Here is a 13000-nt window from a genome sequence, read left to right on the forward strand (position 1 = left end):
AGCGTGGCCCGTGGCGGACCAGGTGGTGGACACAGGCGGCGTACAGGTGTCGGCGCAGGCTTTCGTCGGCAACCGATTTCTGGGCCGCACGCGCGAGTTGAAGGAGCTGCGCGCCGACATCGAGCGTGCGGGGCTGGACACCCTTTCCGGTCGCAAGGCGCCACGCGCGCGCGTGCTGCTCATCGCGGGGCGCCCCGGCTCGGGCCGCACCGCGCTCGCCGAGGAACTCGTACGGCAGGTGGCGGACCGTTACGGCGACGGTGTGCTGCGCGCCCGTCTGAGCGAGCCCGACGGCACCCCCGTCCCGGTCGGACGGGTCGCCCGCGAACTGCTGGCCGCCCTGGACCGGCCGACCCCGCCCGGCGCCGCCGAGGACGACCTCACCGCCGCCCTGCGCAACGCCCTGGCCGGGCGCCGGGTGCTGCTCGTGCTGGACGACGCGGCAGAGGCCGAGCAGGTCGACGCCTTGCTGCCGGACAGCCCGGGATGCCTGGTCGTCGCCGTCTCGGGCGGGCCGCTGACCGGGATCGCGGACGTGCGGCCCTGCACCCTCGGCGGCCTCGACACCAAGTCGGCGGTGGCGCTGCTGTCCCGGCAGGCCGGCTCGGTCCGCATCACCGTCGACCCGCGGTCCGCCGAAGGGCTGGCCGAGGTGTGCCAGGGCCAGCCCGCCGCCCTCGTGCTGGCGGCCGGATGGCTCGCCGCCCACCCCAAGTCGGCCGTCGCCGACCTCGCCAAGCAACTGCGCGCCGAGGGCGACGAGGGCACGCCGCTCGGCCGGATCCTCCGGCTCGTCCACGCCTCCCTGCCCACCACGCCCGCCCGGATGCTGCGCCTGCTCTGCCTCGCCCCGGGCGGCCTCGTCGACCCGCACATCGCCTCCGCGCTCGCCGGCTCCTCGGTCGACGGAGCCCGCGGTGTCCTGGACGACCTGGTGGGGCTCGGCCTGCTGCACGCCGTCGACTCCCCGCTGCCGACGTACCAGGTCCCGGCCTGTCTGCACGCCCACCTCAAGGCGCTCACCGAGACCCAGGACCGCCCCGCCGAGCTGCAGCTCGCCCGCGCCCGGATGCTGGAGCGGACCGTCCGGCTGCTGCAGTCCTGCCGGGCGATCACCGAGACGGACAGCCCGCAGACCCGTCAGAAGCTCCTGGACATGCCCCGCGCCCTGCGCTTCCCCACCCCCAGGGCGGCCGCCGACTGGCTGAGCATCCGCAGGCCCGCCCTGCTGGCCTCGGCCCGTGCCGCGGTCGCCGACGGGGAGCTGGACACCCTCGCCCGGCGCCTGATGTCCCAGCTGGTCAGGGCGCTGGTCGTGCATGTCGGCACACAGACGGCCGCCGCTGACCTGTACGACATCCACGGCCTCGTCCTCGACGTGGCCGAGCGCCAGGACCTGCCCCGCGAGAAGGCCGCGGCCCTGCTGAACCTCGGGGACGTCGACGCCCGGACGGGCCGCCGGAGGGAGGCGCTGGCGCGGTACCGGGCCGCGCTGGACGCCGGACGGGAGGCGAACGACCCGTACGCGACCGGTCGCGCGATGGAATCCGTAGGCGGCGCCCATCTGGAGCTCGGCGACTACGACCGGGCCGCCGACTGGTTCGGCCGGGCGCTGGCCCAGCGGCTGGCCCGGGGCGAGCGCGCGGACGCCGCCCGGCTGTACGGGCGTATCGCCGCCGCGCACACCTACGCGGGCCGGTACGGCGAGGCGCTGCGCAACTGGCGGGCCGCGATCGCCGGGCACCGCAGGAACGGTGATGTCGCCGCGCACGCCCGGGCGTTGAGCGAGCTGGCGCGGGTCCAGGAGTACGCGGGCCGGCCCGAGGAGTCGCTGCGCACCTGCCAGGAGGCGGTGGAGTGGGCGCGGCGCGCGGAGGACCCCCGGCTGCACGCCGCGCTGTATCTGCGGCTCGCCGACACCCTGGAGCGCCTCGGCGATCCCGCGGCGGCGCAGCTGCACCGGAACGCGGCCCGGCGGATGCTGGGAGAGGAGCCCGAGGAGCCCGATGTGGCCGAGCCGGGGCCCGAGCAAGGCACTTTCGAGCCGGAACACGACGCTAACGCCTGCGAAATCCGTAGTACATCAGCTGAAGATTGATGCAATGAAAGGCTAGACAGCGGCAACACCTTCATTAGACTGGCTCTGCCGCACCTTCTCCTGCGGTGTCTCCCGGTGTGCCCTGCATGCCTGGGTATGTCATGTAATGCCCCACACCCTCTGAGCCAAGGACCGTGATCGACGTGAAGGTCGGCATCCCCCGCGAGGTCAAGAACAACGAGTTCCGGGTGGCCATCACCCCCGCCGGCGTGCTGGAGCTGGTGCGCCACGGTCACCAGGTCGTCATCGAGCAGGGCGCCGGTGTCGGCTCGTCGATCCCGGACAGCGAGTACATCGCCGCGGGCGCGCAGATCCTGCCCACCGCGGACGAGGTATGGGCCACCGCCGACCTGCTGCTCAAGGTCAAGGAGCCCATCGCCGAGGAGTACCACCGCCTGCGCAAGGACCAGACGCTCTTCACCTACCTGCACCTGGCCGCCTCCAAGGAGTGCACCGACGCGCTCGTCGAGTCCGGGACCACGGCGATCGCGTACGAGACGGTCGAGCTGCCCTCCCGGGCCCTGCCGCTGCTCGCCCCCATGTCCGAGGTCGCGGGCCGCCTCGCCCCGCAGGTCGGCGCCTACCACCTGATGCGCGCGGGCGGTGGCCGCGGCGTGCTGCCCGGTGGCGTCCCGGGTGTGCCGGCCGGCAAGGCCGTGATCATCGGCGGCGGAGTCTCCGGCTGGAACGCCGCACAGATCGCCATCGGCCTGGGCTTCCACGTGACCCTGCTCGACAAGGACATCAACAAGCTCAAGGAGGCGGACAAGATCTTCGGTACGAAGATCCAGACCGTCGTCTCCAACACCCTGGAGCTGGAGAAGGCCTGCCTGGAGGCGGACCTCGTCATCGGTGCCGTCCTCATCCCGGGCGCCAAGGCGCCGAAGCTCGTCACCAACGAGCTCGTCTCGCGGATGAAGCCGGGAAGTGTCCTTGTCGACATCGCGATCGACCAGGGCGGCTGCTTCGAGGACTCTCGCCCGACGACGCACGCCGAGCCGACCTTCCCGGTCCACGGCTCTGTCTTCTACTGCGTCGCCAACATGCCCGGCGCGGTGCCCAACACGTCCACCTACGCCCTCACCAACGCCACGCTGCCGTACATCGTCGAGCTCGCGAACAAGGGCTGGGTCGAGGCGCTGCGCCGTGACCCCGCGCTGGCCAAGGGCCTCAACACGCATGACGGCAAGGTCGTTTACCGCGAGGTGGCGGAGGCGCACGGCCTGGAGCACGTGGAGCTCGCCTCGCTGCTCGGCTGAGCCGTTCGCCCTAAGTCACTTTCTGGTAAAGGCGATACGTCAACACGAGTCGTCAACCGTACGCACCCGGCCGGACCTTGCCCGAAAAGGTCCGGCCGGATGTGTGTATGGTCACTTTGCGACTCTCGGTCAACTCGCCTCGAACGCAACCCTTCGACCGATTCGCACACCGGTGAAACCTGCTGTGCGACGGCCGTACGCCCTTGACAGCGGGATGTTTCATTGTCGACACATCTGCCCGGTCCGGTGGATTGTGTTGCTGCGGACCGCCGACACGCCATAGAGTCGCCAAACGTCGGCATGGTGCCACGCTGACCTGTCTAGAAGTTTCCTGGTCACCAAGGAGGTAAGACGACTTGTGAATGAGTCGACATTTTCTCCCGGGGGTGGTCAACCAGGAATGCCTGTACGGGGCCAGGGTCCCGCGGGATTCGAGGCTGTCGGCTCCGTCGCTGTCCGAACCTTCGCAGCCCACCAGAGCCAGACCAGCCCCCACACGGCTCTGTCAGCAAACCAGAGCATGGATGGCCATCACGTGAACGCCATGGCCGGCGACGGAAGTGGCGCGCCCCACAACCACTTCGCCGACTACGACGAACTGCCCGAAGGGCACTTCTACGATCCCGACGCGGAGTACGAGCCCGACCCCGAGTACGCGGCCACCCTCGCGCCCGACGCTGCCCGCCAGCGCCGTGAGCGCATCGGCCCGACCGGACGTCCGCTGCCGTACTTCCCGATCCCGGGTCCGCTGACCGACCACGGTCCCGCGAAGATCATCGCGATGTGCAACCAGAAGGGCGGCGTCGGCAAGACGACGTCGACCATCAACCTGGGTGCCGCGCTCGCGGAGTACGGACGCCGGGTCCTGCTCGTCGACTTCGACCCTCAGGGCGCGCTCTCGGTCGGTCTCGGCGTCAACCCGATGGAGCTCGACCTCACCGTCTACAACCTGCTCATGGAGCGGGGCATGTCGGCCGACGAGGTGCTCCTGAAGACGGCGGTCCCCAACATGGACCTGCTGCCCAGCAACATCGACCTGTCGGCCGCCGAGGTCCAGCTGGTCTCCGAGGTCGCGCGCGAGTCCACGCTCCAGCGCGCCCTGAAGCCGCTGCTGCCCGACTACGACTTCATCGTGATCGACTGTCAGCCCTCGCTCGGCCTGCTCACCGTCAACGCGCTGACGGCCGCGCACAAGGTGATCGTGCCGCTGGAGTGCGAGTTCTTCGCGCTGCGCGGTGTCGCGCTGCTGACCGAGACCATCGAGAAGGTCCAGGAACGGCTCAACCCGGAGCTGGAGCTCGACGGCATCCTCGCCACGATGTACGACTCGCGGACCGTGCACAGCCGAGAGGTGCTCGCGCGGGTCGTCGAGGCCTTCGACGACCACGTCTACCACACGGTCATCGGGCGCACGGTCCGCTTCCCGGAGACCACGGTCGCCGGTGAGCCGATCACCACGTACGCCTCCAACTCCGTCGGTGCCGCCGCCTACCGCCAGCTCGCCAGGGAGGTGCTCGCCCGGTGTCACGCCGAGTGAGTCTGCCGGGGGCCGACGAACTGTTCCGCACGACAGGGGGTATGGCGCTCCAGCCGTCCACTCCCCGGCGCCCGGCCAACGGCGAGGCCCGGGTGCCGGCTCCAGCGGGGGAGAGCGACGCCGCCGCGGCCGCCGAGGACGCGCCGCAGTCGGTGCCCGTGCAGGGCGGTGACGGCGACGGCGCCGAGCATGTGGCGGTCGACGCGGAGTCGGTCGACGCCGGCGAGTCGCGCAGCCGGGCCGCGGAGCGCTCCGCGCGGCGGCAGGGGGCGCAGGAAGGTTCTGGCAGCGCGTCCGCGGGCACCGCGGGCGGGCCTTCCGGGTCCACCGCCCAGCCGCGCAAGCGCGGGCGGGCGGCCACGCGCCGGCCCAGCGGTCGCGAACGGCACGACGAGAAGATCACCGTGTACGTCTCCGCCGAGGAACTGATGGATCTGGAGCACGCGCGTCTGGTGCTCCGCGGTGAGCACGGCCTGGCCGTGGACCGTGGGCGGATCGTCCGTGAGGCGGTGGCCGTGGTGCTCGCCGATCTGGAGACCCGCGGAGACGCCAGCATCCTCGTACGACGGCTTCGCGGGCGGTAGCGGTAGCCTGCGGGGGCTATGACCTCGAACAATGTTCCCGTCCCCGGCGCCGGTGCCTCCGGTGGGCGTCGGCGCGCGCTGGGACGGGGACCGGGTGCTTCGCCCGTCGCCCCTCCGGTGGAGGCGGTTCCCGAGGCGGTTCCGCAGTCCGTGGAGCCCGCCCCGGTCGTCGTTCCGGAGCCGGAACCCGAGGTCGTCGCGCCGGAACCCCAAGCCGTCGAGACCGCGCCTGACGCCGTCGAGACCGAACATGAGGTCGTCGGGCCCGAACCCGGGGCCGGGGCGCCCGAGCCCGCGGTGGCCGGGGTCTCGTCCGCCGAGCCCGAGGCGCCCGCTTCCGAGGAACCGGGCGACGGCGTCTTCAAGGTCCGTCTCTCCAACTTCGAGGGCCCCTTCGACCTCCTCCTGCAGCTGATCTCCCGGCACAAGCTCGACGTCACCGAAGTCGCCCTGTCCAAGGTGACCGACGAGTTCATGGCGCACATCCGGGCGATGGGGCCGGACTGGGACCTCGATGAGACGACCGAGTTCCTCGTGGTCGCCGCCACCCTGCTCGACCTCAAGGCGGCCCGGCTGCTGCCCGCCGCCGAAGTCGAGGACGAGGCCGACCTGGCCCTCCTCGAAGCCCGGGACCTGCTGTTCGCGCGGCTGCTGCAGTACCGCGCGTACAAGCAGATCGCCGACATCTTCAGCCGGCGACTCGACGACGAGGCCCGGCGCTACCCGCGGACCGTCGGACTGGAGCCGCAGCACGCCGAGTTGTTGCCCGAAGTCGTCATCAGCATCGGGGCGGAAGGTTTCGCCCGACTCGCGGTCAAGGCGATGCAGCCCAAGCCCAAGCCGCAGGTGTACGTCGACCACATCCACGCGCCCCTGGTGAGCGTGCAGGAGCAGGCCGGGATCGTCGTCGCGCGGCTCAGGGAACTCGGCGAGGCCAGCTTCCGGGCCCTCGTCGAGGACACCGACGACACCCTGACCGTCGTGGCACGGTTCCTCGCCCTGCTGGAGCTGTACCGCGAGAAGGCCGTGGCCGTCGACCAGGAGACCGCGCTCGGGGAGCTCCTCGTGCGGTGGACCGGCGGGGACGGCGACGAGACGCCCAAGGTGACCGACGAGTTCGACCGGCCGCCCGAGCCGCCCAAGGAGGAGAAGAAGGCGTGAGTGAGGACACCACCGAGCTGCCGGCCGGGCTGCGCACCGTCGCCGACCTCGACCTCAAGCCCGCACTGGAGGCGATGCTCATGGTCGTGGACGAGCCCGCGACCGAGGAGCGCCTCGCGAAGCTCCTGGAGCGGCCGCGCCGGCAGATCGCCGACGCCCTGCGGGAGCTGGCCGACGAGTACGCGGTGCAGGGGCGCGGCTTCGAGCTGCGGTTCGTCGCGGGCGGCTGGCGCTTCTACACCCGCCCCGAGTACGCGGCCGCCGTGGAACGCCTGGTGCTGGACGGCCAGACCGCGCGCCTCACCCAGGCCGCCCTGGAGACCCTCGCGGTCGTCGCGTACCGTCAGCCGGTCAGCCGCAGCCGCGTCTCCGCCGTACGCGGAGTCAACTGCGACGGTGTCATGCGGACCCTCCTGCAGCGCGGGCTGGTCGAGGAGGCGGGCACGGAACCCGAAACAGGTGCGATCCTGTACAGGACGACGAACTACTTCCTGGAGCGGATGGGCCTGCGCGGTCTGGACGAGCTCCCGGAGCTCGCGCCCTTCCTCCCGGAGGCGGAGGCGATCGAGGCCGAGACACTGGAAGGGGTCCCGTCGTTCGATCCGGACGCTCCGGATTCCGAGGACGCAGACGACAAGACGGAACTTTGATGCGAAGCAGCAGCGGCAGGAACAGCAGCGGAAACAACGGCGGGAGCCGTGGTGGCAACAGCGGCGGCCGCGGCGGGAGCAGCGGTGGCCGCGGTAACTACCGCGGCGCCGGTAACAACCGCGACGACAAGCAGGGCGGCCGGCCGAAGAAGCCGCGCCCGGAGGAGCGGCGCTACGACGTGGGGCCCGGCGCCACCCAGGACGGCCCGAAGTCGGGGCGTGGCGCCTCGGCGCGCGGCGGAGCCAAGGGCGGGCCCAAGCAGGGCCAGCAGCGCGGCACCGGCCGGGGCCGTTCGGCCCCGGCGACCTCCCGCGAGTACGACGCGCGCGCCGAGGAGCGCAACCGTGAGCGCTACGCGGGCAAGAAGGACGTCAGGCTGCCCAAGACCTTCCCGGGCGCCGAGCAGGAGGGCGAGCGTCTCCAGAAGGTGCTCGCGCGGGCCGGTTACGGCTCTCGGCGTGCCTGCGAGGAGCTGATCGAGCAGGCGCGGGTCGAGGTCAACGGCGAGATCGTGCTGGAGCAGGGCAAGCGGGTCGACCCGGAGAAGGACGAGGTCAAGGTCGACGGCCTGACCGTCGCCACGCAGTCCTACCAGTTCTTCTCGCTCAACAAGCCCGCGGGTGTCGTCTCCACGATGGAGGACCCCGAGGGCCGTCAGTGCCTCGGCGACTACGTCACCAACCGTGAGACCCGGCTCTTCCACGTCGGCCGGCTCGACACCGAGACCGAGGGCGTCATCCTGCTCACCAACCACGGCGAGCTGGCCCACCGCCTCACCCACCCCAAGTACGGGGTCAAGAAGACCTACCTCGCCGCCATCGTCGGCCCGATCCCGCGCGACCTGGGCAAGAAGCTCAAGGACGGCATCCAGCTGGAGGACGGCTACGCGCGCGCGGACCACTTCCGGGTCGTCGAGCAGACCGGCAAGAACTATCTGGTCGAGGTCACCCTGCACGAGGGCCGCAAGCACATCGTGCGCCGCATGCTGGCGGAGGCGGGCTTCCCCGTCGAGAAGCTGGTGCGCACCTCCTTCGGGCCGATCACCCTCGGCGACCAGAAGTCGGGCTGGCTGCGGCGGCTGTCGAACACCGAGGTCGGGATGCTGATGAAGGAAGTCGACCTGTAAGTCCCGTCCGTCTTCCCCGCGCGCACAGGCCGGTCCCGGATCCGATCCGGGGCCGGCCGATGCGTTTTCGCCGTGCTGCCGGTCTGTGTCCCTGACGGAGGGAGCGGGGATGGACACGACCACGGGCACGGACTGCGGGGAGTTGCTGGAGCGCGCGCTCGGCTATGCGCTCGGCAGCGTCACTGGGGTGCAGACCACGGGGCTGGGGCGCGGGACGCCCTGCGCCGAGTGGGATCTGGGGGAGCTGCTGCGTCATCTCGACGACTCGCTGGACGCCTTGTACGAGGGCCTGACCGGCGGGCGGATCGGGTGGTTTCCGCGCGCCGACCGCGTCTGCGGGTTCCGTACGCGCGCGTGCGCGGTCCTCGGTGCCTGGGTGTCCGGGCCGCCGGAGTCGGTGCTGGTGGGGGAGCGGCCGATGGATGTGCGGGTGATGGCCGCCGTGGGTGCCGTGGAGATCGCCGTGCACGGGTGGGACGTCGCCCAGGCGTGCGGGCGGCCCCGGCCCCTGCCCGGCGCGCTCGCCGCCGAGCTGCTCCCGATAGCGCGTTGCGCGGTCGCGCGGGGGGACCGGGGTGTGCGGTTCGGCGCGCCCGTCGCCGTGCCGGAGGGGGCCGGCCCCGATGTGCGGCTGCTGGCCTTCCTGGGGCGGCGGGCCGCCTGGGCGGAGTGACAGGGGCGCGGTTCTCCCGCACTGCCAGGGGGTTGCGGCTGCGCACCGCCCCTATTTATAGTCGTAGCGACTATTAAGGGGGTGGGTTCGCATGGACGCCGACTACGACAAGTACGCGCACGAACCCTTCGCCGTCACCGCCGACCTCGCCGTTCTCACCATCCGCGAGGGCGTCCTGCACGTCCTGCTCGTCGAACGCGGGCAGGAGCCGTACCGGGGCCGCTGGGCCCTGCCCGGCGGTTTCGTGCAGCCCGACGAGTCGGCGGAGGCGGCGGCCCGGCGTGAACTCGCCGAGGAGACCGGCCTGGCGGACGTCTCGGGGCTGCACCTGGAGCAGCTGCGGACCTACAGCGAGCCCGACCGGGACCCACGGATGCGGGTCGTGACCGTCGCCTTCACCGCCCTCCTGCCGCACCCGCCCGAGCCGCACGGCGGCAGCGACGCGGCGCAGGCGCGCTGGGTGCCGTACGAGGAGGCCGGGCCGCTCGCCTTCGATCACGACCGCATCCTGGCCGACGCCCATGACCGCGTCGGCGCCAAAATCGAGTACTCGAACCTCGCCACCGCCTTCTGCCCGCCCGAGTTCACGCTCGGCGAGCTCCAGCACGTCTACGAGGTGGTGTGGGGCACCACCCTCGACCGGCCCAACTTCCGCCGCAAGGTGCTCGCCACACCGGGCTTCGTCGAGCCCGTCCCCGGCGCCGCCCGCCTCACCGGCGGCCGCGGCAAACCGGCCGCGCTGTACCGCGCCGGCACCGCCACCACCCTCCACCCGCCCCTGCTCCGGCCCACCCCGGAAGGACGCCCCGCATGACCACGACCACCGTCCGCAAACGCGCCGCCACCGGCTCCCTGCTCGGCCTCGCCCTCGGGGACGCGCTCGGCTTCCCGACCGAATTCAACGACGTGCCGTCGATCCTCGCCAAGTGCGGGCCGTGGCGGGAGATGGAACTGCCGACGCCGGCGATCGTCACCGACGACACGCAGATGACGCTGGCACTGGGGAAGGGGCTGCGGACGGCCATGGACCTGGGCGTGCTCGGCCCCGAGGCGATGGTCGAGCCGGTGCGGCAGGAGTTCATCGCGTGGAATCGCTCGCCGGAGAACAACCGGGCGCCGGGCAACACCTGCCTCAGGGCCTGCGATCTGCTGGAGCACACCGAACGGCCCTGGCAGGACGCCAGCCAGATCGGCTCCAAGGGCTGCGGCGCCAACATGCGGGTCGCCCCGATCGGGCTCGTCCCCGGCCTGAGCGACGAACAGCGCGCGGGTGCCGCCCAGTTGCAGTCCGCCCTCACCCACGGGCATCCCACGGCGCTCGCCGCCTCCGACCTGACCGCCCACGCCGTACGCCTGCTCGCGCAGGGCGCCGAGCCGACCGGCCTGGTCGGGCTGCTGCGCTCGTACGCCTACGACAACCGCGCCCGGTACCACGAGCGCTGGCTCGGTGACCTGTGGACCCGCAGCCAGGACCCCACCCCCGAGCACTTCATCGCGCGCGGCTGGGACGAGTGCCTGGGGGCCCTGGACCGTCTCCAGGAGGCCGTGCGCTCGGTCTCGCCCGAGACCGACCCGTGCCTGGCCACCGGCGAGGGCTGGATCGCCGAAGAGGCCCTGGCCACCGGGTTGCTGAGCTTCCTGTGGTTCGTCGACGAGCCGCTGACGGCCCTGCGGCGGGCCGCCTGCACGGCCGGTGACTCGGACTCGATCGCCTGCCTGGCGGGCGCGTTCGCGGGCGCCTGGCACGGAGCCGACGCCTGGCCGACCGAGTGGGCGGACCGGATCGAGTACCGGGGTGATCTGCTGACCCTCGGAGCGCTCTGGGACGCTTGACCGATGATCGACACCCTGGATCTCGACCTCACGTCCGTCGTCGCCGAGCAGCCCGACCCGGTGCTGTTCGCGACCGTCTCAGGCGCCCACCTGTACGGCTTCCCGTCCCGCGACTCCGACGTGGACCTGCGCGGCGTGCACCTGCTGCCGGCCGCCGACCTCGTCGGGCTGCGGGAACCGGACGAGACACGGTCCCGGATGTGGGTGCGCGACGGCGTCGAGATGGACCTCGTCACCCACGACCTGCGCAAGTTCGTACGGCTGATGCTGCGCCGCAACGGCTATGTGCTGGAACAGCTCCTGTCTCCGCTGGTCGTCCACACCACGGACGCCCACCGGGAGCTGGCCGCGCTCGCGCCGGGCGTCCTGACCAGCCACCACGCCCATCACTACCGGGGGTTCGCCGGCACGCAGTGGCGGCTGTTCGAGAAGACCGGGGAGCTCAAGCCGCTGCTGTACACCTTCCGTGTGCTGCTCACCGGCGTCCACCTGATGCGCGGGGGAGAGGTGCAGGCCCATCTGCCCACCCTGCTGGAACTCGTGGACGCCCCGGCCTATCTGCCGGAGCTGATCGCGGCGAAGGCGGAGCAGGAGCACGGAGCCGCCGATGTCGACCACGCGCGCGTGCGGGCCGACGTCGAGCGGCTGCACGGGGCCCTGGACGAGGCCCAGACGGCCTCAGCGCTGCCCGACGCCCCGCGCGCCTACGACGCCCTGCACGCCTTCGTCGTCCGGACCCGGCTGGAGGGCTGAGGCGCGCCGGACGCGGATCAGGAAGTCCTCGACGCGCCGGCGGTCGGGCTCCGGCGGGAGGGGGCTGCGCCGGGACGCCTCCTCGGCCTCCTCCGCCAGACGGGCCATCCGGGACTCGACCTGCGGCCAGGGGACCTCGCCGCGCTTGACCGCCAGCAGCGGCTCGCGCCGGTCGCCCACGTCGATCGTCAGGCGGCCGGTGCGCAGCAGGTCGCGGGCGCTGATCAGCAGGCGCAGCAGGTGCATCGCGTGCTTCCAGCGGGGGGCGCCGTGGACCCGGACGTCGGCCTGAAGCTTCTTGCGCTGGCCGAGCGCGTAACGGGTGAAGGTCTCATGGGCCCGGCGGGACAAGAACGCCTCACGCAGGGCGAGCAGCTCCCGGCCCGTGTCGTCGGCGTACTCCACGAGCGGGGAGTGCAGACACTCCAGGATGTTCGGGTTGGCACGCAGGGCCAGCTCGCAGAACCGCTCCAGCTCCCAGCTGAACTGCTCCTCGCGAGGGCCCTCGATGTGCATCGGCGGCTTGTCGAAGCGCCAGAAGAGGGCAGTGGGCGCCAGGAAGACGCCCCGGCGGTCGGTGTCGCTGCCGTCCGTGGCCAGACCGAAGGCGCGTGAGCCCATCACGCAGGAGTAGACCGTGTGGTCGCGTATCAGGGCCTCGGGGTGCATGCCCGGAGCGTACGCGGCGGATCACGCCAGCCGGATCGAATTTCCGTCCACGACGATCTGCTTCTCGGGCAGCGGACGGGTCGCCGGAGGGTTGGCCACCGCCCCGTCCGTGATGCTGAACCTGCTGCCGTGGCAGGGGCAGTTGATGGTGCCGTCGGAGACGGTGCCGACCGTGCACCGCTGATGCGTGCAGATGGCGGAGAAGGCCTTGAACTCGCCCTCCTTCGGCTGGGTCACCACCACCTCCTCGGCCTTGAAGATCTTCCCGCCGCCCACCGGGATCTCGCCGGTGGTGGCCAGGTCCTGGCCGGGTTCGGCGGTGGTGGCCGAGGGCGCGGTCGAGTCGCCGCCGTCACCGGAATCGCCGCAGCCCGCGACGAGCGCCGCGGCGCCGGCCGCACCCGTCGCGATGAGGATCGTGCGCCGCGTCGGACTGTTGGTCATGTCGTCACTCCGAAGGTGCCGGGCAGTCGCTCCGGGCGGAGCACATGCATCTTTGCACCGAATATGCAGAAGAAGAAGCAACATGGGATCAGGTGTCATAACCAACTCATATGGTGCATTTCTCATGGGTGTCTCAGCCGGCGGGCGACGCGCGTCCGATGCACACGGGCTGACTAGGCTGGACAGCCGTAGAGCCGATGCATAGAGCAGCA

Annotated in this window: 13 protein-coding genes; 11 read left to right on the forward strand and 2 right to left on the reverse strand. The window is 71.6% G+C overall.

The genetic code is table 11. The features are described 5' to 3' along the window. Positions 1-10 precede the first annotated feature (10 nt). The 11 genes from ACWCPI_RS31990 (at position 11) to ACWCPI_RS32040 (ending at position 11675) form a co-directional block, all read left to right on the forward strand. Positions 11-2098, forward strand: coding sequence for a tetratricopeptide repeat protein (locus ACWCPI_RS31990; protein WP_451041440.1), 2088 nt, complete (start codon positions 11-13; stop codon positions 2096-2098). Positions 2099-2232: 134 nt separating this feature from the next. Continuing rightward, positions 2233-3357 carry an alanine dehydrogenase gene (ald, locus tag ACWCPI_RS31995; RefSeq protein ID WP_451041441.1) on the forward strand — a complete coding sequence of 375 codons (1125 nt, stop codon included), beginning with the start codon at positions 2233-2235 and terminating at the stop codon, positions 3355-3357. A 400-nt stretch (positions 3358-3757) separates the two neighbouring features. Then, complete coding sequence (locus ACWCPI_RS32000; RefSeq protein WP_078504310.1) at positions 3758-4894, forward strand: ParA family protein; 1137 nt, start codon at positions 3758-3760, stop codon at positions 4892-4894. After that, a complete protein-coding gene (locus ACWCPI_RS32005) occupies positions 4879-5478 on the forward strand; it encodes a hypothetical protein (RefSeq protein WP_451041442.1) in 600 nt (199 codons plus the stop codon). The genes ACWCPI_RS32000 and ACWCPI_RS32005 overlap by 16 nt, the downstream gene beginning before the upstream one ends. A gap of 18 nt (positions 5479-5496) precedes the next feature. Continuing rightward, positions 5497-6639, forward strand: a complete 1143-nt coding sequence (locus ACWCPI_RS32010) for a segregation/condensation protein A (RefSeq protein WP_451041443.1) — start codon at positions 5497-5499, stop codon at positions 6637-6639. Then, positions 6636-7289, forward strand: coding sequence for an SMC-Scp complex subunit ScpB (scpB, locus tag ACWCPI_RS32015; protein ID WP_451041444.1), 654 nt, complete (start codon positions 6636-6638; stop codon positions 7287-7289). The genes ACWCPI_RS32010 and scpB overlap by 4 nt, the downstream gene beginning before the upstream one ends. Continuing rightward, on the forward strand, positions 7289-8416 hold the full coding sequence (locus ACWCPI_RS32020) for a pseudouridine synthase (RefSeq protein ID WP_451041445.1): 1128 nt from the start codon (positions 7289-7291) through the stop codon (positions 8414-8416). Before scpB ends, ACWCPI_RS32020 begins: the two co-directional genes overlap by 1 nt. A gap of 109 nt (positions 8417-8525) precedes the next feature. Further along, positions 8526-9089: a TIGR03086 family metal-binding protein gene (locus ACWCPI_RS32025; RefSeq protein ID WP_451041446.1), complete on the forward strand. Its 564-nt coding sequence runs from the start codon at positions 8526-8528 to the stop codon at positions 9087-9089. A gap of 91 nt (positions 9090-9180) precedes the next feature. Further along, positions 9181-9903 (forward strand): NUDIX hydrolase, encoded by a 723-nt coding sequence (locus ACWCPI_RS32030; protein WP_451041447.1) that lies wholly within the window; start codon positions 9181-9183, stop codon positions 9901-9903. Then, positions 9900-10922: an ADP-ribosylglycohydrolase family protein gene (locus tag ACWCPI_RS32035; protein WP_451041448.1), complete on the forward strand. Its 1023-nt coding sequence runs from the start codon at positions 9900-9902 to the stop codon at positions 10920-10922. Before ACWCPI_RS32030 ends, ACWCPI_RS32035 begins: the two co-directional genes overlap by 4 nt. A 3-nt stretch (positions 10923-10925) precedes the next feature. Further along, complete coding sequence (locus ACWCPI_RS32040; RefSeq protein WP_388812761.1) at positions 10926-11675, forward strand: nucleotidyltransferase domain-containing protein; 750 nt, start codon at positions 10926-10928, stop codon at positions 11673-11675. On the opposite strand, the gene ACWCPI_RS32045 is transcribed toward ACWCPI_RS32040, so the two are convergent. Both ACWCPI_RS32045 and ACWCPI_RS32050 read right to left on the reverse strand, forming a co-directional pair. Further along, a complete protein-coding gene (locus ACWCPI_RS32045) occupies positions 11601-12344 on the reverse strand; it encodes a nucleotidyltransferase domain-containing protein (RefSeq protein ID WP_451041449.1) in 744 nt (247 codons plus the stop codon). The genes ACWCPI_RS32040 and ACWCPI_RS32045 overlap by 75 nt on opposite strands. 21 nt (positions 12345-12365) lie before the next feature. Next, positions 12366-12788: a Rieske (2Fe-2S) protein gene (locus ACWCPI_RS32050; protein ID WP_451041450.1), complete on the reverse strand. Its 423-nt coding sequence runs from the start codon at positions 12786-12788 to the stop codon at positions 12366-12368. Between the last annotated feature and the right edge of the window lie 212 nt (positions 12789-13000).

This window comes from Streptomyces sp. NPDC001920, from assembly GCF_053594495.1.

Coding starts and splice junctions, on each gene's coding strand:
- ACWCPI_RS32000 (WP_078504310.1), top strand. CDS start 3,758: ATGCCTGTACGGGGCCAGGGTCCCGCGGGATTCGAGGCTGTCGGCTCC.
- ACWCPI_RS32010 (WP_451041443.1), top strand. CDS start 5,497: ATGACCTCGAACAATGTTCCCGTCCCCGGCGCCGGTGCCTCCGGTGGG.
- ACWCPI_RS32020 (WP_451041445.1), top strand. CDS start 7,289: ATGCGAAGCAGCAGCGGCAGGAACAGCAGCGGAAACAACGGCGGGAGC.
- ACWCPI_RS32025 (WP_451041446.1), top strand. CDS start 8,526: ATGGACACGACCACGGGCACGGACTGCGGGGAGTTGCTGGAGCGCGCG.
- ACWCPI_RS32030 (WP_451041447.1), top strand. CDS start 9,181: ATGGACGCCGACTACGACAAGTACGCGCACGAACCCTTCGCCGTCACC.
- ACWCPI_RS32035 (WP_451041448.1), top strand. CDS start 9,900: ATGACCACGACCACCGTCCGCAAACGCGCCGCCACCGGCTCCCTGCTC.
- ACWCPI_RS32040 (WP_388812761.1), top strand. CDS start 10,926: ATGATCGACACCCTGGATCTCGACCTCACGTCCGTCGTCGCCGAGCAG.
- ACWCPI_RS32045 (WP_451041449.1), bottom strand. CDS start 12,344: ATGCACCCCGAGGCCCTGATACGCGACCACACGGTCTACTCCTGCGTG.
- ACWCPI_RS32050 (WP_451041450.1), bottom strand. CDS start 12,788: ATGACCAACAGTCCGACGCGGCGCACGATCCTCATCGCGACGGGTGCG.